The sequence below is a fragment of the Actinoplanes awajinensis subsp. mycoplanecinus genome, assembly GCF_001509495.1.
Classification (GTDB): domain Bacteria; phylum Actinomycetota; class Actinomycetes; order Mycobacteriales; family Micromonosporaceae; genus Actinoplanes; species Actinoplanes palleronii.
This window is the reverse complement of sequence record NZ_LLZH01000246.1, coordinates 72,109-91,131: the sequence shown is the minus strand read 5'-3', so window position 1 is coordinate 91,131 and position 19,023 is coordinate 72,109. Positions and strand designations below refer to the sequence as shown.

General features: G+C 71.7%; 17 protein-coding genes. 8 read left to right on the top strand and 9 right to left on the bottom strand.

Annotated features, from left to right (window positions below):
• Positions 1-8 precede the first annotated feature (8 nt).
• A complete protein-coding gene (locus tag ADL15_RS24890) occupies positions 9-2,111 on the bottom strand; it encodes a glycosyl hydrolase family 95 catalytic domain-containing protein (protein WP_067695931.1) in 2,103 nt (700 codons plus the stop codon).
• A gap of 45 nt (positions 2,112-2,156) precedes the next feature.
• Here ADL15_RS24890 and ADL15_RS24885 point away from each other — a divergent pair, with 45 nt between their 5' ends.
• A complete protein-coding gene (locus ADL15_RS24885) occupies positions 2,157-4,154 on the top strand; it encodes a beta-galactosidase (RefSeq protein ID WP_067695928.1) in 1,998 nt (665 codons plus the stop codon).
• Between the two features lie 10 nt (positions 4,155-4,164).
• Complete coding sequence (locus tag ADL15_RS24880; protein ID WP_067695925.1) at positions 4,165-4,752, top strand: hypothetical protein; 588 nt, start codon at positions 4,165-4,167, stop codon at positions 4,750-4,752.
• Here ADL15_RS24880 and ftrA read toward each other — a convergent pair.
• Entirely contained in the window at positions 4,731-5,711 is a 981-nt protein-coding gene (gene ftrA, locus ADL15_RS24875) for a transcriptional regulator FtrA (protein ID WP_067695922.1), read from the bottom strand. The two genes, ADL15_RS24880 and ftrA, sit on opposite strands and share 22 nt — an antisense overlap.
• 71 nt (positions 5,712-5,782) lie before the next feature.
• Between ftrA and ADL15_RS24870 the strand changes: the two genes are divergently transcribed.
• Positions 5,783-6,205, top strand: coding sequence for a rhodanese-like domain-containing protein (locus ADL15_RS24870; protein WP_067695920.1), 423 nt, complete (start codon positions 5,783-5,785; stop codon positions 6,203-6,205).
• Between the two features lie 207 nt (positions 6,206-6,412).
• On the opposite strand, the gene ADL15_RS57120 is transcribed toward ADL15_RS24870, so the two are convergent.
• Both ADL15_RS57120 and ADL15_RS24860 read right to left on the bottom strand, forming a co-directional pair.
• Positions 6,413-6,652 carry a maleylpyruvate isomerase N-terminal domain-containing protein gene (locus ADL15_RS57120; protein WP_067695917.1) on the bottom strand — a complete coding sequence of 80 codons (240 nt, stop codon included), beginning with the start codon at positions 6,650-6,652 and terminating at the stop codon, positions 6,413-6,415.
• Entirely contained in the window at positions 6,649-7,878 is a 1,230-nt protein-coding gene (locus tag ADL15_RS24860) for an FAD-binding protein (RefSeq protein ID WP_067695914.1), read from the bottom strand. The genes ADL15_RS57120 and ADL15_RS24860 overlap by 4 nt, the downstream gene beginning before the upstream one ends.
• Positions 7,879-8,034: 156 nt before the next feature.
• Between ADL15_RS24860 and ADL15_RS24855 the strand changes: the two genes are divergently transcribed.
• The 4 genes from ADL15_RS24855 to ADL15_RS24840 all read left to right on the top strand — a co-directional run bounded on the left by ADL15_RS24855 (position 8,035) and on the right by ADL15_RS24840 (position 11,847).
• A complete protein-coding gene (locus ADL15_RS24855) occupies positions 8,035-8,592 on the top strand; it encodes a PadR family transcriptional regulator (protein WP_067695911.1) in 558 nt (185 codons plus the stop codon).
• Between the two features lie 82 nt (positions 8,593-8,674).
• Positions 8,675-9,556: a response regulator gene (locus tag ADL15_RS24850; RefSeq protein WP_067695908.1), complete on the top strand. Its 882-nt coding sequence runs from the start codon at positions 8,675-8,677 to the stop codon at positions 9,554-9,556.
• Between the two features lie 330 nt (positions 9,557-9,886).
• Positions 9,887-10,765 (top strand): MHYT domain-containing protein, encoded by an 879-nt coding sequence (locus ADL15_RS24845; protein ID WP_067695905.1) that lies wholly within the window; start codon positions 9,887-9,889, stop codon positions 10,763-10,765.
• Positions 10,766-10,860: 95 nt separating this feature from the next.
• Positions 10,861-11,847, top strand: a complete 987-nt coding sequence (locus tag ADL15_RS24840) for a 3-oxoacyl-ACP synthase III family protein (protein ID WP_067695902.1) — start codon at positions 10,861-10,863, stop codon at positions 11,845-11,847.
• 88 nt (positions 11,848-11,935) lie between these two features.
• Here ADL15_RS24840 and ADL15_RS24835 read toward each other — a convergent pair whose 3' ends face one another.
• Positions 11,936-12,265 carry a hypothetical protein gene (locus ADL15_RS24835; RefSeq protein WP_067695899.1) on the bottom strand — a complete coding sequence of 110 codons (330 nt, stop codon included), beginning with the start codon at positions 12,263-12,265 and terminating at the stop codon, positions 11,936-11,938.
• 235 nt (positions 12,266-12,500) lie between these two features.
• On the opposite strand from ADL15_RS24835, the gene ADL15_RS24830 reads away from it, so the two are divergent.
• Entirely contained in the window at positions 12,501-13,133 is a 633-nt protein-coding gene (locus tag ADL15_RS24830) for a hypothetical protein (RefSeq protein ID WP_157441586.1), read from the top strand.
• Positions 13,134-13,222: 89 nt separating this feature from the next.
• Here ADL15_RS24830 and ADL15_RS24825 read toward each other — a convergent pair whose 3' ends face one another.
• The 4 genes from ADL15_RS24825 to ADL15_RS24810 all read right to left on the bottom strand — a co-directional run bounded on the left by ADL15_RS24825 (position 13,223) and on the right by ADL15_RS24810 (position 18,993).
• Entirely contained in the window at positions 13,223-15,820 is a 2,598-nt protein-coding gene (locus tag ADL15_RS24825; protein WP_157441585.1) for a lipopolysaccharide biosynthesis protein, read from the bottom strand.
• 229 nt (positions 15,821-16,049) lie between these two features.
• Positions 16,050-17,246: a magnesium and cobalt transport protein CorA gene (locus ADL15_RS24820; protein WP_083971695.1), complete on the bottom strand. Its 1,197-nt coding sequence runs from the start codon at positions 17,244-17,246 to the stop codon at positions 16,050-16,052.
• A gap of 80 nt (positions 17,247-17,326) precedes the next feature.
• Positions 17,327-18,064 (bottom strand): ABC transporter permease, encoded by a 738-nt coding sequence (locus ADL15_RS24815; protein ID WP_067695890.1) that lies wholly within the window; start codon positions 18,062-18,064, stop codon positions 17,327-17,329.
• A gap of 2 nt (positions 18,065-18,066) precedes the next feature.
• Positions 18,067-18,993 (bottom strand): ABC transporter ATP-binding protein, encoded by a 927-nt coding sequence (locus ADL15_RS24810; protein ID WP_232344318.1) that lies wholly within the window; start codon positions 18,991-18,993, stop codon positions 18,067-18,069.
• Between the last annotated feature and the right edge of the window lie 30 nt (positions 18,994-19,023).

Genomic DNA, 19,023 nt, shown 5'->3' with positions numbered 1-19,023 from the left:
GGGGTGGGTCAGAGCGGCAGGTGCAGGTGGAGCGGGGTGTTGGCGGTGAGGGGGACGGTGCGGGTGCCGCCTGGCCAGGTGATCACGGCGGTTCGAGGGGATGCGGAGGTCAGCGTGGCCTTCAAGGAGTCCGGTGCCCAGGACAGGTCGACGCGGACCGGGCCTCGGGCGAGCAAGCCGGTGACGCACCCGGTGGGCCACTCGGCGGGTAGTGCGGGCAGCAGGCGCAGCCGGGCCACGCCGTCCGGGAGTACGTCGCGGCTGGCCAGCAGCATGGCCGCGACCAGGGCGGGCAGGCCGCCGGCCAGGTCCACGTTGAACATGTGGTCGCGGTTGTGGGTGGGCACCAGGTTCGGGCGCCAGTAGGCCGACGAGATGCGGGTCAGCGCGGCGTGCGCCTCGGCGGCCAGGCCCAGGCGGGCGGCGGCGACGCCGAGCAGGGCCAGGCCGTACCCCATCTCGTCGGAGGCCTCGCTCAGCCACCACCGCAACCGGGAGCGGACCGCCTTGACCGCCGCGGCGCGCAGCGCCGGATTTTCCTCGATCACCGGGTCGCCGGAGTAATAGAACGGGTAGAGGTGGCTGCAGTGCCGATGTGCGTGGTTGTCGTCGAAGCGCGGGTCGAGCCACTCGGCCAGCTCGCCGTCGGCGGTGATCCGGTAGGGCGGCAGCGCGTCCAGCAGGGTGCGCCAGCGTGGCGCGTCGGCTGCCGCCGGGTCGAGGTGGAGCAGCGCACGCAGCACGTCGCCGACTGCCTGCACGTCCAGGGTCGCGTCCACAGTGGCCTGCGAGCCGGTGTTGCCCGGGTGGTTCTCCGGTGAGTAGGACGGGCTGAACCGGGCGCGGCCGTCGACGATCTCGGCGAACGCCAGGTGGAACGCGGCGACCTCGCGCAGGTAGGGCAGGGCACGATCGGTCAGGAAGTCCACGTCGCCGGTGTGCTGCCAGTGCTCCAGGTAGAGCCGGCCGAGCCAGGCCGCGCCGGCGGTCCAGAAGGTCAGGCACCAGATCGGTCCAAAGTGGTTCTGCCGGCCGTGCGTGCCGAGGTGCGCCGGGGCGTAGAGGCCGGGCAGGCCGTAGAGGCGGCGGGCGTTCTCGCGCAGGTCGTCGCGGAGCTCGTCGAGCAGGTCGAAGAGCGGTGGCATCAGCTCCGGGGTGCCGGTGGTGTGCACGGCGAGCAGTGCGGCCTGCAGGTTGCCGTCGATCGTCCAGGCGCTGCGCCACGGCGGCGACCAGGTGCCGCTCCAGACGCCCTGCAGGGTCGGCGGGCGGGTGCCGGTGCTGCTGATGATCGCGTAACGGCCGGCGTCGAAGAGCTGCTGGGTGCGCGGGTCGGGCAGCTCGAGGCGGACCCGGTCGAACAGGTCGCCGTGCTCCGCCGCGTGCGCGGCGAGCAGCTGATCAAAAGAAGGCAGATCAGGGAGGGCGTCCGGTTCCAGGCCGGGGGTGGTCCGGGCGACGATCAAGACCCCATTTCTGGTACGCCATGAGCGCGCCGTCACGGTGTACCCGGGCAGCGCCTCCGGCCAGTCCGCGCCGGTGAAGCGGGCGGTCAGCGCGAGGTCGTCGACGCGCACGTCGATCGGGCGTTCCGGGGTGCCGTCGATCGGGGCGAGCGACACCGTCCCGCCGCACCCGGTGACCCGGATGATCAGGGCGTCGGCCGGGCGGGACACGAACGCCTCGCAGGTCACCCCGTCCCACGCCGACACCACGACACCGGTGCGGAAGTCGGTGCCCCGCGACCAGCCCGGCCCCGGCCGGTCCGGGGTGAACGTCAGGGTGGCCGTTCCGATCAGGGGGTCGATCCAGCGCGTCGATGCGTACCCCGGATGGTCTTTGATCGCGAGGTCGCCGACCTCGGTGGCGGCCTCGGCGAACCGGCCCTCGGACAGCATTTTCCGCAGGCGCGGCAGCGCCGAGGCGGTGTCCGGCGCCGGCAGCGGCTCGGTGACCGGCTGGAACACCGCCTCGTGGGCGAGGGTGAAGCGCAGCGCGGCGGGGGAGCCGTAGCAGAGCGCGCCCTGCCGCCCGTTCCCGCTGATCAGCGCGTGCTCCCAGTCGTCCGTGGTGATCGGGGAGTGGAAGGCCGGATTGACGTTGATGCTCACGCCACCTACTTTGTTTAGAATCAAAACTAAAGTCAAGGTGGTGCGATGCTGTTCTTCGGCGGCGACTACAACCCCGAGCAGTGGCCGGAAGAGGTCTGGGCCGAGGACGTCGCGCTGATGCGGCAAGCCGGCGTCACGATCGTCTCGCTCGGCGTCTTCGCCTGGTCGCATCTGGAGCCGGAGGAGGGCCGCTTCGACTTCGGCTGGCTCGACCAGATCATGGATCAGCTGCACGCCGGTGGGATCAAGGTCGCGCTGGCCACCCCGACCGCCTCGCCGCCGCCCTGGTTCACCCTGGCCCACCCGGAGGGCCTGCCGGTCACCGCGGACGGCGTGCGCCTCACCCACGGGAGCCGGGACACCTACTGCGTGTCCGCTCCGGCCTACCGCGCCGCCGCCCGGGGCATCGCCGGCGAGCTGGCCGCGCGCTACGCCCGGCACCCGGCGCTGGCGCTCTGGCACGTGCACAACGAGTACGGCACGGACTGCCGCTGCGACCTGACCGCCACGGCGTTCCGCGGCTGGCTGCAGAAGCGGCACGGTGACCTGGACACCTTGAACGACGCGTGGACCACCGCGTTCTGGAGCCAGCGCTACTCCGACTGGGCGCAGATCATGCCGCCCCGGGCCACCCAGTACCTGCCGAACCCGGCGCAGGTGCTGGACTTCCGCCGGTTCCTCTCCGACGAGCTGCTGGGCGCGTACGTCGAGCAGCGTGACCTGCTCCGCGCGGCCAACCCGGACATCCCGGTCACCACGAACTTCGTGCAGGGCGGCTGGGTCAGCGTCGACCACGCGCGCTGGGCGTCCGAAATGGATCTCGTTGCGGTCGATCACTACCCGGCCGCCGCGGACCGGAACGCCGAGGCCGAGACGGCGTTCGGCGGCGACCTGGCCCGGGGCTGGGCGGGCGGCGGCGAGTGGCTGCTGATGGAGACCGGGCCGAACCTGATCTACACGCCCGGCCGGATGCACGCCAAGGAGCCCGGCCGGCTCACCCGGCACAGCCTGAACTACCTGGCCCGGGGCTCGCGCGGGGCGATGTACTTCCAGTGGCGGCAACCGCGCGGCGGCGCCGAACTGTTCCACTCGGCGCTGGTGCCGCACGCCGGCCCGGACAGTCCGGTGTTCCGGGAGGCGGTCGGGCTGGGGCGGACCCTCAAGGCGCTGGACGGGCAGGTGACCGCGCCGGTGCCGGCGCAGGTGGCGATCGCCTGGGACGCGCCGTCGTGGTGGGCGCTGCAAGGGGGCGGGCTGCCGGCGGCCGACATTGATTACCTGGGGGCGGTGCAGCAGGCACACCGGGCACTGTGGACCTCCGGGGTGGCCACCGACTTTGTCTTCCCGGGGCGGGACGGGTTCGCGGCGGGGCTCAGTGCGTACAAAATAATTGTCCTGCCGCATCTCTACCTGGTGTCGGATGAGGTCGCGGCGGCGCTGCGCGACTTCGTCGCGAGCGGCGGACATCTGGTGACCGGGCATCTCAGCGGGATCGCGGACCCGGCCGGCCGGATCCGTCTCGGCGGATATCCCGGCGCCTTCCGGGATTTCCTCGGGGTCCGGGTGGTCGAGTGGCGACCGCTTCCGATCGGTACGACGATCGCCCTCGACAACGGCGACCAGGGCGTGCGCTGGAGTGAACGGGTCGAGACGGCCGGCGCCGAGACCCTGGTCCGGTACGCCGGCGACGTGCTGGCCGGCGCCCCCGCGATCACCCGTCACCGGCACGGCGCCGGCACCGCCTGGTACGTCTCGCCCGGCCTGGACGACGACGCGCTGCGCCGGCTGCTGGACCGGGTGGCCACCGAGGCCGGCGTGCCACCGGTGCTGCCCGGCCTGCCACCGCACGTCGAAGCGGTCCGCCGCGGTGACCTGGTGTTCCTGTTCAACCACGGCGAGACCCCGGGCACGGTGCCGCTGCCCGCACCGGCCACGAACGCGATCACCCGGCGGCCGCTATCGGAATCGGTCACGGTGCCGCCCGGCGGAACGATGGCCATCGAACTCGAGTCCCGCTCCGACGCCGGTTGCCCGGCCGGGTGACACTGGTGCGGTGAGTGACCTCGGCACCGAACAGCCCGTCGACGCGCCGGCCCCGGCCCCTCGCCGCCGCCGAAAAGCGACCTTCATCGCGCTCGGCGTCCTGGTGGCCGTGGTGCTGGTGCTCGTCCTCTGGGGCCGGCTCAACCCGCCGTCGGCCACCACGATGCGGGACACCGCGCTGAGTGGCGTCCTGGCGACCGGGGGCCCGGCCGGTTGGACCGCGGTCCGCGAACCGCTTCTGCAGTCCACCGACAACTCCGACGTGGTCGACGCGGGCACCTGGGAGGACCGTGACGGCGTGCCGGTGCTCGTCGGTGACACCACGTTCACCGTGGTCTGGTCGGTGTCCCCGGGAACCGCGGAGGCCTGCACCGCGCTGGGTGACTGGGTCGGCAACCGGATCGTCGGCGAGGCCCGGGCCGAGGCGGCCACCAGCTGCCGGGAGGCCCTGACGACGAAGCCCGCCGGGACCGGCGCGTTCGACGCCTACGGCACCGAACCGACCGAGAAGAACGGCTCCGGACGGTATCTCTACAACGGCTGGAGCACCACGGACGGCCTGTTCGCGAGCCTGACCTACGAGGCTCCGACCGCCTGACCGTCCTTCTCTCGGAATGCTCGGCGATAGGCGGACGGTGACGTCCGCATGGTGCGGGTGAAGTGGTGCCGGAAGGTGACCGCGGTGTCGAAACCGACCGCGGCCGCCACCTCCTCGATCGGTGACCCGGTCGTCTCCAGCAGCGCCAGGCTGGCGTGCACCCGCTGGTCGATCAGCCAGCGGATCGGTGACCCGCCGGTGGCCCGGGCGAAGTGCCGCAGGTACGTCCGCGCCGACATGTGCGCGCGCCGGGCCAGCACCTCGACGGTGATCGGCTCGACCAGATGGCCGAGCGCCCACTCCATGCTCCGGGCCAGCCGGTCGTCGGCCGGGTCGTCGGTCACCGGCGCCTCGATGAACTGCGCCTGCCCGCCGTCCCGGTGCGGCGGCACGACCAGGCGCCGGGCGACCGCGTTGGCGATCGCCGGGCCGTGGTCACGGCGGACCACGTGCACGCAGAGGTCCAGCCCGGCGGCGCTGCCCGCGCTGGTCAGCACGTCGCCGTCGTCCAGGTAGAGCACGTCCGCGTCGACCTCGACCTGCGGGTGGCGGGCGCGCAGGATCTCCGCGTACCGCCAGTGCGTGGTGGCCCGGCGGCCGTCGAGCAGGCCCGCTCCGGCCAGCGCGAATGCTCCCGAGCAGATCGACATGATGCGGGCGCCCCGGGCGTGCGCCGTGCGCAGTGCCGTGACCAGGGCCGGCGACGGGTCGACCCGGACGTCGGGCACGCCCGGGACGATCAGGGTCTGCGCGGCGGCGAACGTGTCGAGGCCGTGCTCGGTGTGCAGGGCCGCGCCGCCGACCACCCGGACCGGGCCGGGGGTCTCGGCGCAGATGGTCAGGTCGTACCAGGGGCGGTCGAACTCCGGGCGGGGCAGGCCGAACACCTCGGTGACGATGCCCAGCTCGAAGACCGACATGCCGGGGTAGGCCAGCACGGTGACCGTCCGTCGTGACATGGCGAAATCTTAGCGGTGGATGGCATTCGCGCCACTGGGCCGATCGGTCGCGCGGCGGCACGATCAGTGCCATGACCAGCGCTATCGAGCATTTCAGCAACCGGCTCCGCTACGAGACCGACGTCAGCGACGTGCACCACGACCTGGAGGCCGGTACGCCCGGCGTGGTGGTGGTCGACTCGCGCAGCACCGAGTCCTGGGACCAGGGACGCCTACCGGGCGCCGTGCACCTGCCGACCCGGGAGATCGCGGCCCGGGCCGCCGAGCTGATCCCGGCCGGCACCTCGGTGATCACCTACTGCTGGGGGCCGGGGTGCAACGGGGCGACCCGGGCCGCGCTGGAGTTCGCCCGGCTCGGCTACCCGGTCAAGGAGATGATCGGCGGCTACGAGTACTGGGTCCGCGAGGGCTTCCCGGTCCGGTCGGCGGCGGGCGACCACTCCCGCCCCGCCGACGAGCTGACCGCCCCCGCCGGAGTCACCTGCGGCTGCTGACCCGCCGCCCGCCCCCAGCTGGTCCCGCCGCGCGCCGCCCGCCCCCGGCTGGTCCCCAGGGGTGTCTCAGGGTGCCGGAGGCACCCCTGAGGCCCCGCCACGGTCCGGTCGCGGTCCAGCTTGCGGTTCGTGCGGCTGGTTGTCGGGGGTGTCTCGGGGTGCCGGAGGCACACCTGAGAGCCAGCCGGGGTGGGGGTCAGCTGAGGGTCAGGGGGTGCGGTGGTCCGGGCGGTAGTAACCGGCGGCGGAGACCTGCGCCGCCTCCGGCGCCGGCGCGGTCAGCATGCCGGGCAGCCAGGCGAGGGCGACGTGGACGTGGGCGAACAACTCGCGTACGGACCACGGCGCACACCGGGTCGGCCGGCCCCAGTCGTCCCGCGCCCACCGGGAGGCGACGTGCCCGAGAGCGTCCGCCTCCGCCCGGAACGTCGCCAGGACCGTGCTCATCCGAGCAGTCGCTCGAGGAGCTCGTTGCGGAACTTGCCGGCCGGGTCGAAACGCCCGGCCAGCGCGGTGAAGTCGGCGAAGCGCGGGTACTCGGCGAGCGCCGCGGTGGTGAAGACCTTGCCGAGGTGCGGGCGCGCGCCGAGCGGCCCGAGCACCTTCTCCAGGTCGGCGACGACCGGCAGCACCGCGTCGGTGTCGGCGATCCAGGTGAAGTGCAGGGCCAGGCTGTCCCGCTGGTGGTTGGGGGAGAGCCACAGGTCGTCGGCGGCGATCGTACGGATCTCGCAGACCTGCAGGACCGCCGCGACCCGCTCGCGGAGCTCGGCCACCGCCTCGATCGCGGCACCGGCCACCGACCGGGGCAGGTGCCACTCGGACTGCAGCTCCTCGCCGCTGCTCGGGGTGAACTCCATCCGGAAGTGCGGCAGCCGCTCGTGCCACGGGCCGGGCACGCCGCCCTGCTCGGTGCAGCTCTCGGCGGGCATGCCGGGCACCGGGTGCCGCGGGCCGTCGGCCAGGGTGGCGCCGAAGTAGTCGTCGCCGGTCATCGGCTCGACCCGCTTGAGGAAGACCTGGTCGATGTCGGTGCCGGCCCAGGTGGTGAACAGGCTGACGCTGTACCCGCCGGCGAGGATCTGCTCCAGCTGCGAGCGGACCGCGGCGACCGGCAGGTTCTCGTAGACGTACTGCCGGAGCTCGAAGGAGGGCTGCACGTCGAGGGTCAGGGCGACGACCGGGCCGAGGGCGCCGAGGGCGGCCACCGCGCCGGGGAAGTCCGCGTCGCCCCGGGCCAGCGTGATCAGCTCGCCGTCGGCGCGGACGATCTCCAGGCCGGCCACTGCGGTGGCCAGGTTGCCGTGCCGGACCCCGGAGCCGTGTGTCGCGGTGGCGACCGCGCCGGCCACCGAGATGTGCGGCAGCGACGCCATGTTGTGCAGGGCGAGGCCCTCGGCGTGCAGGCGGGTGGCGAGTTCGCCGTACCGGATGCCGCCGTCCACCCGGACCGTGGTCCGGTCCGGTCCGATCTCGACGATCCGCGGCAGGCCGGCCAGCGACAGCAGGTCGCCGTCGGTGTCGGCGAGACGGTTGAACGAGTGCCCGCTGCCCAGCACGCGGAGCTTCGAGGCGGCCGCGACCATCTCGCGGACCTCGTCGACCGAGCGCGGATGGAGCACCCGCCGCGCGCCGAAGGTGATGTTGCCGGCCCAGTTCGTCAGAGGTTCCACCGAGCCAGCCTACGACCACCGGCGGGCCCGCGATCGGCGTGATCCATCAGGCCGGTGATGCCACATTGTGGGACGGCAGGTGCCAACACCGGCCTAATCGGAGAGCAGGGTCAATATTGGGTTGTCTCTAGGTGTATACGCCCATAACGTTGGTCCATGCCGCTGGATGCCTCACGGAACAGTCTGGTGCTGCCGATCCTCGGGTTCCTCGGGGAGCGGCCGGCGCATGCCTACGATCTGGCGACCCGCCTCCAGGAGCGGTACGCACACCTCACCGCGACCCGCAGCACGGTGACCACCCTGCTCAAGTCGCTGCACCGGAACGGGCTGGTGTCCGCCCGCGAGCCGGGCCAGGTCGGCAACCGGCCGCCCCGCACCGAGTACGAGCTGACCGCCCGCGGGATCTCCGGCTTCCGGGCCAAGCTCGAGTCCGGGCTGCGGGACAGCCCGGTCGCCTCGATCGACTTCGCGCTCGCGGTGGCCTATCTGGGCAGCCTCCCCGCCGATCAGGCGGTCGTCCTGCTGACCGCCCGGGCCGAGCGGCTGGCCGCGGAGCAGGCCGGGCTGCCGTCCGGATCCGGGGCGATGGCCGAGCTGCACACCCTCGAGCACGGGTACTGGAGTGGCCTGGTCTCGGCCGAGCTGGCCTGGATCGCTGCCCTGGTGGAACGGATCCGGAGCGCCGAGCTGGCCTGGGCGGCCCAGCCCTCCTGACTATGTCCCGATTCTGCGGATATCGGGGCTTCCGTGGGTCTACAGTCGGTGCGATCGTGCGACCGACCGAGGGGGGCAGGTCATGGCGTCCATCGTGATCGCGGAGGACGACAAGGACATCGCCGACGTGCTGTCGGCGGTGCTGGCCGGCGCCGGACATGCCGTGCAGGCCGTCCCGGACGGCCCGGCGGCGCTGGACATGATCGTTCGGGTCGCGCCCGACCTGGTCATCCTCGACCATCACATGCCCGGGATGAGCGGCATCGAGGTGGCCTACCGGCTGCGCTCGGAGAAGTCCACCGCGGCGATCCCGGTGATCATGTTGTCCGCGGCCACCCCGGCCGCGGCGCGCGGGCTCTGCGACATCACCATCACCAAGCCGGTCCGCGCCAAGCACCTGCTGGAAGCGGCCGACGAGCTGCTCGCGGCACGGGCGGTGGACCGGGTGGCGCCGGAGATCACCAACCAGATGACCGACGTGCCCCGGCTGCTCGCCGTCTCCGGCTTCCTCGCCCGGCCGGACTTCGCCGCCGGGCTTGACGCGTTCGCCGAGCGGCTGGCCGAGCTCGCCGGGGTGCCGACTGCGGTGATCACCCTGATCCTCAACGACACCGTGGTGGTGGCCGGGTCGTACGGGTTGCCGACGTGGGTGCGGGAGGCGGGCGGGGTGCTCGCCGAATGGTCGCCGGACACCATCGTGGTGGCCGAGGACGTACCGGTGCTGATCGGCGACAGCCGGGCCGGCGACGAGTACGCGGACACGCCGCTGTTCGCGGTGAGCGGGGTGCGGTCGTACGCGAGCGTCCCGTTGCACTCGCCGGAGGGCCACATCATCGGCACCCTCTGCGTGATGTCCGAGACGCCGGGCGCCTGCACCGAGAGCACCGTGCAGATCCTGCACTCGCAACGGATCTCGGCGCTGGATCTGCTCTCCCCGGCGGGGCACGCGTCCGCTGCGTCATAACGCCATCACGCTGCGCTCTTCGCATTCACCGGTCCCATGGGGGCCGGTGAATTTCGTTTTAATTACTGAACGTTACTATTAATCTTGCAACTATAAGATCGTCCGATTTGTAGTCGGATCATGACGGATCTGACATCAAGGCCCTTGATTAGGCAAAACGGGTCGTGGTATCGGCGATTCGGATGATGCTTCATCGGCCATGACCCCAAATCGAGATCATCTGCTCGTGCGCACGTAACGAAACATGGATCACAATCGGTGACGGCTGCAACGAGTGTGGGGCAGTATGCAGCGCGGCAAGGCTCTTCACCAGAGAGGGAGCGCGGCACCATGGCGGAGATCCATCACTTCGATCACGGATGGGTTACCCCGGCAGTCAGTTACCTGCTGTCGGTGCTCGGCTCATTGCTTGGTCTGACCAGCGCGGTCCGGTTGCGGTCGGCCCGCAGCAGCGCCGAGCGCGGCTGGTGGCTGGTCCTGGCCACCGTGGCGATCGGCGCGACAGGTATCTGGAGCATGCACTTCGTGGCGATGCTCGGCTTCGAGGTGCAGGGCACCCCGATCCGCTACGACGTCGGCCTCACCGCGGCCAGCATCGTGATCGCCCTGGCGGCGGTCGGCGCCGGGCTGGCCATCGCGCTGCTCGGCACCGCGGCCCGGCAGGTACGGATCCTGAGCGGCGGCGTCCTGGCCGGCCTGGGCGTGGCCGCCATGCACTACACCGGCATGGCCGCGATGCGGCTGAACGGCGAGATCCACTACGCCGGCGCGCGGGTCGGCCTCTCGGTCGTGATCGCCGTGGTCGCCGCCACCGTCGCCCTCTGGCTCACCCTGGTGGTCAGCAAGCCGGCGATCCTGTTCGTCTCCGCGCTGGTGATGGGCATCGCGGTCAACGGCATGCACTTCACCGGCATGTCCGCCATGTCGGTGGTGGAGGAGCCCAGCTTCGGCACCATCGAGGGCGCCACGGCCGGCTCGCTGCTGGTCCCGATCGGCCTCGCGGTGATCTTCGGAATCATCGGCATGGTGTACGCGCTGATGGCCGCGCCCAACGAGGAGGACCGCGCGGCGGCCGACTACCTCAACGCGCGGATCGACGCCCGGCTGGCCAAGCAGGCGGAGCAGCAGCAGCAGGCCAGTGCGAGCGCGACCGGCCGGGGCACGCTCGGCAACGGGGCCTGGACGTACCGGGACCGATCGCAGAAGTAGCGCCACCCGATTGACGAAGCCCCCGGTCCACACCGGCCGGGGCTCTTCTAGTGCTGGGCAAAATATCCGTCTATTTCCGGCAATTGGAGGCAGTCATGGCGGTCGGGATTCTCGGGACCGGTTCGTATCTCCCGGCTCAGGTGGTGACCAACGTGGACCTGGCGGCGCGGGTGCCGGACGCCGACCCGGACTGGGTCGCGCGGAAGACCCTGATCGAGGCCCGCCGGTTCGCCGCCCCCGACGAGGCGGCCTCCGACCTGGCCGCGCACGCCGCCCGGGCCGCCCTGGAGCACGCCGGGGTCGCGGCCGCCGAGATCGACTACGTGGTGGTCGCCACCTCCACCGGCGACTCGCCCCAGCCACCCACCTCCAACCTGGTGCAGAACCTGATCGGCGCGGACCGGGCCGCCTGCTTCGACGTGAACGCGGTCTGCGCCGGCTGGGTCTTCGCCCTCGGTGTGGCGAACGGCCTGGTGGCCACGAACCCGGGCGCGCTGGTCCTGGTGATCGCGGTGGACGTCTACTCGCGGATCCTGGACTTCGGCGACCGGCGCACCGCGGTGCTCTTCGGCGACGGTGCGGGCGCGGCCGTGGTCGGCGCCGTACCGGACGGGTTCGGGATCATCGACCTGGAGCTGACCTCGAACGGTGCGGCGAACGGCCTGATCTACGTCAAGGCCGGCGGCAGCCGCCTGCCGGCCTCGCCGGAGACGGTCGCGGCCGGCGACCACTACTTCCGGATGAACGGCCGCGGCGTGCGGGACTTCGTGGCCACCGCGGTGCCGCCGGCGCTGACCGCGCTGCTGGCCCGCTCCGGGCGCAAGGCCGGCGACGTGGACCACTTCGTGCCGCACCAGGCCAACGGGATCATGCTGCAGGAGCTGGTCACGGCGGCCGGTCTGGAGAGCGCGCGGACCCACCTGACCCTGCAGCGGTACGGCAACGTGGGCAGCGCGTCGCTGCCGGTCACCCTGGACGACGCGAACCGGGCCGGCGCGTTCCGGCCGGGTGACCTGGTGCTGCTGGCCGGGTTCGGCGGCGGCATGTCCCTGGGCGCGTGCCTGCTCCGCTGGGGCCGCTGACCGCTCCCGCTCCTCCGGCTGGTGGTGGCGGCTGCCTCGTGGGTCTTGAGGCAGCCGCCACCACCAGCCGGGGAAACCCTGCGCTGGGCTACTTCGGCTGGACCAGCCAGTTCCAGGCTTTTCTGAGGCCGCTGTCCTGGCGCGCGGCGGGCAGGTCGGCGCTCGGCCGGGCCAGGCGTTCGGCCGGCTCGGTGACGATCGCGCCGTGCTCGTAGAGGCCGGCCACCTGGTCGCCGGTGGCGAACCGTGGCCCGTCCGGTGTGCTGATCAGCAGCCCGTGGAAGATGTCCTCGCGTTCGTCGGCGAGCACGCGTGTCACGGTGCCGACCGGGTCGCCGCTGGGTGTGCAGACCGGGACGCCCTCCCGAAGGACCAGGTAGGCGACCGGTTCGCCGAGGTCTTCCGCGTTCTCCGTCATGGGCGTGGCTTTACCCCGCCGGGCTCGTTTCAGTCACGCGTAACGGAAATCTTGCGCGGCCCGGCATCGGCTTTTCGTATGACCGAATGGTGGCGATTTGTCCACATTAAGGTTGGTGTCCGGAAACGCCGGAAATTAAGGGGTGTTCGGTAGGCCATTTCCCATATTGTCCTTTTCGCCGGGCGGCCCACCGCCGACCGGTTGAACAGAGGGCATCGGAGGATTCGTAATGCACATGAGTCGGCGAATCGGAACAATTTTCGCGCTTGCCACCGCAGCGGCCGGGATGGCCACCACGGTCGCGGCGACGCCGGCGACTGCGGCACCCGCGGCGCCTCGGGGCCCCCAGCCGACCAGCATGTGGCTCAAGCCGGTGCAGGCCGGCGCGGCCAGCTGGGTCGACATCGCGTGGCGGACCGACCGGAACATCTGCGACGCGCAGGTGCAGGTCCGGGGCGAGCGGGTCCGGGTGGACTACGCGGGCAACCGCCGCTCGGCGATGTTCCTGCGCGGTGCCGCCCTCTCCACGCGGCGCGGCGACGTCACCCGGATCCGGGTCACCCCGGACCGCAACCTGGTCGGAGTGACCAAACTCTGGGCGACCATCTCGTACGACGACTGCGGGCGGCGCGCTCGCACTCAGACGCGCACCACGGTGCTCTCGCTGCCGGTGCTGCGCTCCACCTCGCCGGGGGGTCACGGCGGTCCGGGCGCTCCCGGGACCGGCCACCCCGGCGGGCCCACCGGCCAGGGCAACCACGGCAACCACAACCAGGGCGGCGCCCACCCCGGCGGCGGCCAGCCCGGCGGCGGTGACCAGGGTGGCTCGAACCACGGTGGGCCGGGGCAGGGCGGCGGTCACCACTGACCTGAGCCCCGGATGAAAGAGGGCGCGCGGCCGGCTTCCCCCCGGCCGTGCGCCTTCTTCATGCGTACAAGATCGGGGTCGTGAGATCGTCAGCGACGAGCCATGATCAGTCCGGCCGGGTCGCTGCAGACCAGGTCCAGGGCGCGCTCGAGCAGCTGCGGGTCATAGGTCGAGGCGTGGAACGTGGCCTCCAGGTGCAGCACGCCGTTCATCTCGCTGGTGGTCAGCGTGATGCCCTCGGGACCGTTGAGCGTCGGCACGCTCTGGTTGATCCGGCCGGTCGCGTCGACCGCCCACGGCAGGTCGCTGAGCATGTCGTGCCGGCCCTGGTTGCTGAAGGTCAGCCGGGGCTGCGGCTCGACCGCGATCTCGGCCGGGAACGGGTCCGGCATGCCGGGCGCGCCGGTCAGCATGATCTTGCCCTCGCGCAGCACCATCATGGTCAGCAACCGGCCGGTGGCCAGCTCGGCCTTGAGCGTGCGGTGGATCGACAGCGGGTCGGTGAGGCTCGCCGGCCGCAGGTACGGGCCCATGCAGAAGTTGCTGTCGATGCTGACGCCCTTGCCCAGGTAGCGCCGGGCGTCGGCGAGGAACGTGCCGCCGGTCAGGTCGGGCCGCAGGCCCAGCTCGACCAGAGCCGAGGTGAACGCCGCGAAGGTGATCGCCGAGGTGGTGACGCCCGGGGCGTACTCGTCGCGCCAGCTGCGCATGTCGGCGAGCACCAGGGCCGAGCGCGCGGTGCGCACGGTCAGGTCGGCCCGCCACGGCCGGGTCGGCGCGGGTGCCTGGTGTGGCGGCTTCGGGAAGCTCAGTCCCGCCTTCCACCGGTCCGGGTGCAGGCCGAACTGCTTCCACCAGGCCTTCGGCAGCGCCGCACGGTGCCGTACGGACGGGGCGATCCGCGCCGCCCGGCCCTCGTTCGCGGCTTGGATCAGCTCGTGCAGCAGGGTGTTCACCGGGCCGGCGTCGCCGTACGCGTGGGACACCTTGAGCGCCACGTACCCGCCGCCGGCCAGGATCCGCACCGGGTGGTGTGCCCTCGGCTCGGCCTGCAACCGCCGGGTCATCTCGTCGAAGTCCACCGGGCCCGGGCCCAGATCGGTGACCGCGTCCAGCACGTACGTCGCGAAGCTGGCCGCGTCCATGTGCTGCCACTTCGCGCCGGCCCGATCCAGCCGGGAGACGGCGCGGTGCGTCGCGTCGGCGGTGTGCAGGCCGACGAGCGCGGCGCGCAGCCGGTCCGCGGTGACACCGGTCAGCGGGCCGACCGTGCGGATGTACTCGAGCGGCAGCCAGGCACGCTCGTGCAGGGTCAGGCTGGTGGTGGACATGACATTCACTCCCTCTGCCATCGCCGTCTCGTCGACGACGGGCGCGAATACAACCTTCAGCACGATCGGTGCGACCAGCACGGCCTCGATCGCCATCACCACGGCCACCCAGGTGACCAGGTCGTTCAGGTCGCCGTGGCTGCCACCCCACCAGGCGGCCAGCAGCTCGGCGGCGCCGGCGAAGACCGAGAAGATCCCGGCGCCACGGACCCGGTTCTGCACCCGGGAGACGGCCAGGAAGAAGTGGTGGAAGACGAACGGCACGTAGGTCAGGGTCAGGATGGCCAGGGCGGTGTCGGCGGTGTCCGCGTACTGCTTGCCGAAGACCGACATGATCGGGTGGGCCAGCACCATCACCACCAGCGCGACCGGGAGCCCGCCGCCGAGGCAGATCAGCAGGCCCATCCGGACCTTGCTGCGCAGCGCGGCGCGGTCCCCGCTGGCCACCGCGAAGAGCGTGAGCGCGACGTTGCCCGGCACCATGGCCAGGAACGACAGCACCATGAACGCGGTGTAGAAGGCGGCATTCGCCTCGGCCGACAGCACCGCGGTGACGATCAGCGGCAGGGCCGCCCGGGGCAGGTAGGTGGCCAGGTTCAGCAGGTTGTGGTCGAGGGTGGCCCGGCCGCGGCCGCGCAGCAGCGACACCCGGGGCCGCAGCGAGTCGAGCATCCCGCGCCGGCGGATCGCCCCGTGCAGGATCGCTGTCGACGCGACCACGCCGGCCACCCAGGTGAGCAGCAGCTCGCCGCCGGTCAGCGTGATCGGCAGCAGCGCCAGCAGGCCGAGCAGCACCAGCTTGATCACCGAGAACCAGGCGTTGCGCATCAGCTGCAGCGGGCCCTGGAGCAGGCCGACCATGGCCTCGTCGAGGACCAGTGTCATGGCGTTCAGCGCGATGCCGGTGACCAGCAGCGCGGTGGCCGGCACGCCGCCCATGGCCTGCTGCAGGCTCGGGATCCAGAGGTGCGCGACGGCCACGTAGAGGACGCCGCCGACGGTCGCCGCGGCGCCCGCCACCAGCAGGCACGTCGAGATCAGGTCCCACTTGCCGCGGGAGATCGAGGGCAGGTCGGAGATCAGCATGGTGCCCATGCCGAACATGCCGATCGTGCCGATCAGGGTCATCGCGGACACCGCCGCGGAGGCCTGGCCGACGGCCGAGGGGGAGGCCACGTGCGCGGCCACCCACCAGTACGCGAACCCGAACGCCGACGTGATCAGCGTGGTCGCCATCAACGAGCCGGCGTTCAGGAAGAGGTCGACGTGACCGCGCAGCGAGGCGAGGACGCCGCGCTCGCCGGGCGGTGCCGTGCCCTGCCGCGGAGCGGCGTCTAGTGCCGTCACTTCAGTCATCCCCCAAAGATCGACGCCACCAGAAACTAGTAACTCGCCGTGTTTGCGGGGAGAGGGTAAGCCGCTGGGCTTCGCCTACCGTCCGGTGTAGAAGTCGGCCGAACGGATAGCCGACTCGACCCGATCAGGGGAAAAGGGTCAGCTCAGCGAGGATAGCGGTCCGAAGTGGACTTCTGGACGGCTGCTCGCTGTGACCTTGGTCGCCGCTACTCTGGGTGATTGCTGGCGCTCAGAGCCAGCCGGCCTTCTTGAGCCGCCAGTAGAGGCCGCCGCCGAGCCCGGCCATCGCCGCGATGGCGCCGGTGAAACCGTACGGCGAGTCCAGTCCGGGCATCACCGCGAAGTTCATCCCGTAGATCCCGGCGATCACCGTCGGTACCGCGGCGATCGCGGCCCACGAGGCGATCTTGCGCATGTCGTCGTTCTGGTCGATCGAGATCTGCGCCAGCCGGGCCTGCAGGATCGAGTTGACCAGGTCGTCGAAGCTCGCCACCCGGTCCACCGCGCGGCTCAGCCGGCCACGCACGTCCTCCAGGTAGGGCTGCAGCCCGGCCGGGAGGTTCCGGGCCTCCAGCAGCCGGGTGAGCGGGTCGGCCAGCGGCAGCACCGCGCGCTTGAACTCCACCATCTCCCGTTTGAGCTGGTAGATGTGGGCGATCCCGTCGGTGCGGACGGTCGCGAAGGTCTCCTCCTCAAGGCGCTCCAGGTCGCGTTCGACGTGGGCGGCCACCTCCAGGTAGTTCTCCACCAGGCGGTTGCCGACCGCGTACGCCACCGACCACGGGCCGTGCCGCAACACGTCCTGGCGGGTCTCCAGCTCCTCGCGGACCGCCCGGAGCGGGCCGACCGGGCCGTGCCGCACGGTGATCGCGAACCACGGGCCGATCAGCACGGTGATGTCACCGGTCTCGACCACCTCGGAGGTGGCGGTCAGCCGGTCGTGCTCGACGTAGCGCGCGGCGCGCAGCACCAGCCGGGTCACCTCGCCGACGGTCTCCACCCCGGGCCGGTGGCCGCCGCTGGTGGCGTTCTCGGCGACCAGCTCGTGCAGGCCGAACACCTCGGCGACCACGGTCATGGTGGCCTGGTCCGGCTCGTGCAGGCCGAGCCAGACGAACGCGTTGCGGCGGCGCCGGGCGATCCGGGCCGCCTCCGGGTAGGGCACCTGGCGCGGGTGACCCGGCTCGGCGCGGCGCGCGCCACCGGCGTAGACCGCGCAGTCCACCACCGCGTCCGGGTTGCCGTGGCGCTGCGCCGGTGCGTGGCCGGCCGATCGGCGCAGCCCGTCCAGGCGCAAGCCGTCCAAGAACTGGCGGAAATTCCCGGGCAACAGCTCGCCGCGCAGCAGGGCGCCGGGCCGCTGGAGGATCCTGCGCGGGGACTCGTCCCGAGCAGTGTCACGCCGGCCTCGTTCCCGACCGAGCATCCGCCCGCCACCTTCCTGCTCCATCACCCCGGTCGCGGTTTCGCCGGGCGATGCGAGAAAGAAGGTAGCGGGCGGGCGGGTCAGTCGGAGCGTTGCATCGCCCGGACACCGACGAACAATCCGAGCAGGCCCACCCCGGCCGCGGCGATCAGTCCGTGGACCGTCGTCCGGGACCAGACGTCGCCGTCGAAGAGCGCCCGCTCGGCGTTCACCACGTACGTCATGGGGTTGATCTGGGACAGCGACCGCAACCAACCCGGACCGTTGTCGATCGGCAACAGCACCCCGGCCAGCAACAACAGCGGGAAGAGCAGGGTCTGCTGCACGGTCCAGAACAGCCACTCCTGATTCTTCGAGGCGAGCGCCAGGGTGTACGACAGCGCGCCCAGCCCGACGCAGAACCCGGCCAGGATCAGCAGCCCGAGCACCGCGCCGGTCAGGTGCAGCCGGAAACCGAACGGCAGGCAGGCCAGCACGATCACCGCGGCCTGGGCGATCATCGGGACGATCTCCTTGAGCGCCCGCCCGATCAGCAGCGCGGGACGTCGCAGCGGGGTGACCAGCATCCGCTCGTGCGAGCCGGTCTGGATCTCGTAGAGCAGGTTCGAGCCGGTCATCGACGAGCCGAACAGGCAGGACATCACGATGATCCCGGGGACGAACCACTGCAGCGACGACCCCTCGGGCAGCAACGGCGCGAACAGGGCCAGGAAGAACAGCGGCTGGACCATCGAGAAGACGATCGAGAACGGGCTGCGCAGCACCGGACGAAGCTCCCGGCTGAAGACCACGCGGGTGTCGGCGACCAGGGAACTCATGATCAGGCCTCCTCGTTGCGCAGGCTGCGACCGGTCAGGGTCAGGAAGACGTCGTCGAGGGTCGGGCGGGTGACCTCGACCGAGTGCACCGCGACGCCGGCGGTCCGCAGCTCCTCGATCGCGCCGGGGACCATCCGCGGCCCGTCGTCGGCGGAGACCTGGACCCGGTCGCCCTCGCGGACCCCGTTGAGCAGCCCGGCAGCCGTCGTCGCGTCGGTCTCCGAGCCGAAGCCGAGGAACACCCGGTCGCCGACGTGCTTGGCCTTCAGCCGCTGCGGGGTGTCGTCCGCGATGATCCGGCCGTGGTCGATGACGATCACCCGTTCCGCGATCGAGTCGGCCTCCTCCAGGTAGTGCGTGGTCAGCACGATCGTGGTGCCGTGCTCGCGACGCAGCCCGACGATGTGCTCCTGCAGGTTGGCCCGGTTCTGCGGGTCCAGCCCGGTGGACGGCTCGTCCAGGAAGAGCAGCTCGGGCGCGTGGATCAGGCCCATCGCGATGTCCAGGCGGCGGCGCTGGCCGCCGGAGAGCGAGGAGACCGTACGGTCGGCGACCTCGCCCAGGCCCAGCGACTCGATCAGCTCGCCGGCCCGGGCGCGCGCCTGACGGACCGGCAGGCCGTACGCCCGGCCCTGGCTGATCAGCTCGTCCCGGCCGCGCTGGCTGTGCCCGGCGCCGTTGCCCTGTCCGATGTAGCCGATCCGGCGCCGCACCTCGCGCTGCTTGGCGACCACGTCGAAACCGGCCACTTCGGCGCTGCCCCCGGTCGGCGGGATCAGCGTGGTGAGCATCCGCAGCGTGGTGGACTTGCCGGCGCCGTTCGGCCCGAGCAGGGCGACCAGCTCGCCGTCCGCGACCTCGAGCGTGATGCCGTCGACCGCGGTCACGCTCTTGAACCGCTTCGTCAGTTCTCGTGTCGCAATCATCATGGCTTCGACGCTAGTTTTCATTGCGGCCAA

Bases quoted from the DNA above. Each gene is read 5' to 3' on its own strand.
- ADL15_RS24885 (WP_067695928.1), top strand. From the start codon at position 2,157: ATGCTGTTCTTCGGCGGCGACTACAACCCCGAGCAGTGGCCGGAAGAG.
- ftrA (WP_067695922.1), bottom strand. From the start codon at position 5,711: ATGTCACGACGGACGGTCACCGTGCTGGCCTACCCCGGCATGTCGGTC.
- ADL15_RS24870 (WP_067695920.1), top strand. From the start codon at position 5,783: ATGACCAGCGCTATCGAGCATTTCAGCAACCGGCTCCGCTACGAGACC.
- ADL15_RS57120 (WP_067695917.1), bottom strand. From the start codon at position 6,652: ATGAGCACGGTCCTGGCGACGTTCCGGGCGGAGGCGGACGCTCTCGGG.
- ADL15_RS24855 (WP_067695911.1), top strand. From the start codon at position 8,035: ATGCCGCTGGATGCCTCACGGAACAGTCTGGTGCTGCCGATCCTCGGG.
- ADL15_RS24850 (WP_067695908.1), top strand. From the start codon at position 8,675: ATGGCGTCCATCGTGATCGCGGAGGACGACAAGGACATCGCCGACGTG.
- ADL15_RS24845 (WP_067695905.1), top strand. From the start codon at position 9,887: ATGGCGGAGATCCATCACTTCGATCACGGATGGGTTACCCCGGCAGTC.
- ADL15_RS24840 (WP_067695902.1), top strand. From the start codon at position 10,861: ATGGCGGTCGGGATTCTCGGGACCGGTTCGTATCTCCCGGCTCAGGTG.
- ADL15_RS24835 (WP_067695899.1), bottom strand. From the start codon at position 12,265: ATGACGGAGAACGCGGAAGACCTCGGCGAACCGGTCGCCTACCTGGTC.
- ADL15_RS24830 (WP_157441586.1), top strand. From the start codon at position 12,501: ATGAGTCGGCGAATCGGAACAATTTTCGCGCTTGCCACCGCAGCGGCC.
- ADL15_RS24825 (WP_157441585.1), bottom strand. From the start codon at position 15,820: ATGACTGAAGTGACGGCACTAGACGCCGCTCCGCGGCAGGGCACGGCA.
- ADL15_RS24820 (WP_083971695.1), bottom strand. From the start codon at position 17,246: ATGCTCGGTCGGGAACGAGGCCGGCGTGACACTGCTCGGGACGAGTCC.
- ADL15_RS24815 (WP_067695890.1), bottom strand. From the start codon at position 18,064: ATGAGTTCCCTGGTCGCCGACACCCGCGTGGTCTTCAGCCGGGAGCTT.
- ADL15_RS24810 (WP_232344318.1), bottom strand. From the start codon at position 18,993: ATGATGATTGCGACACGAGAACTGACGAAGCGGTTCAAGAGCGTGACC.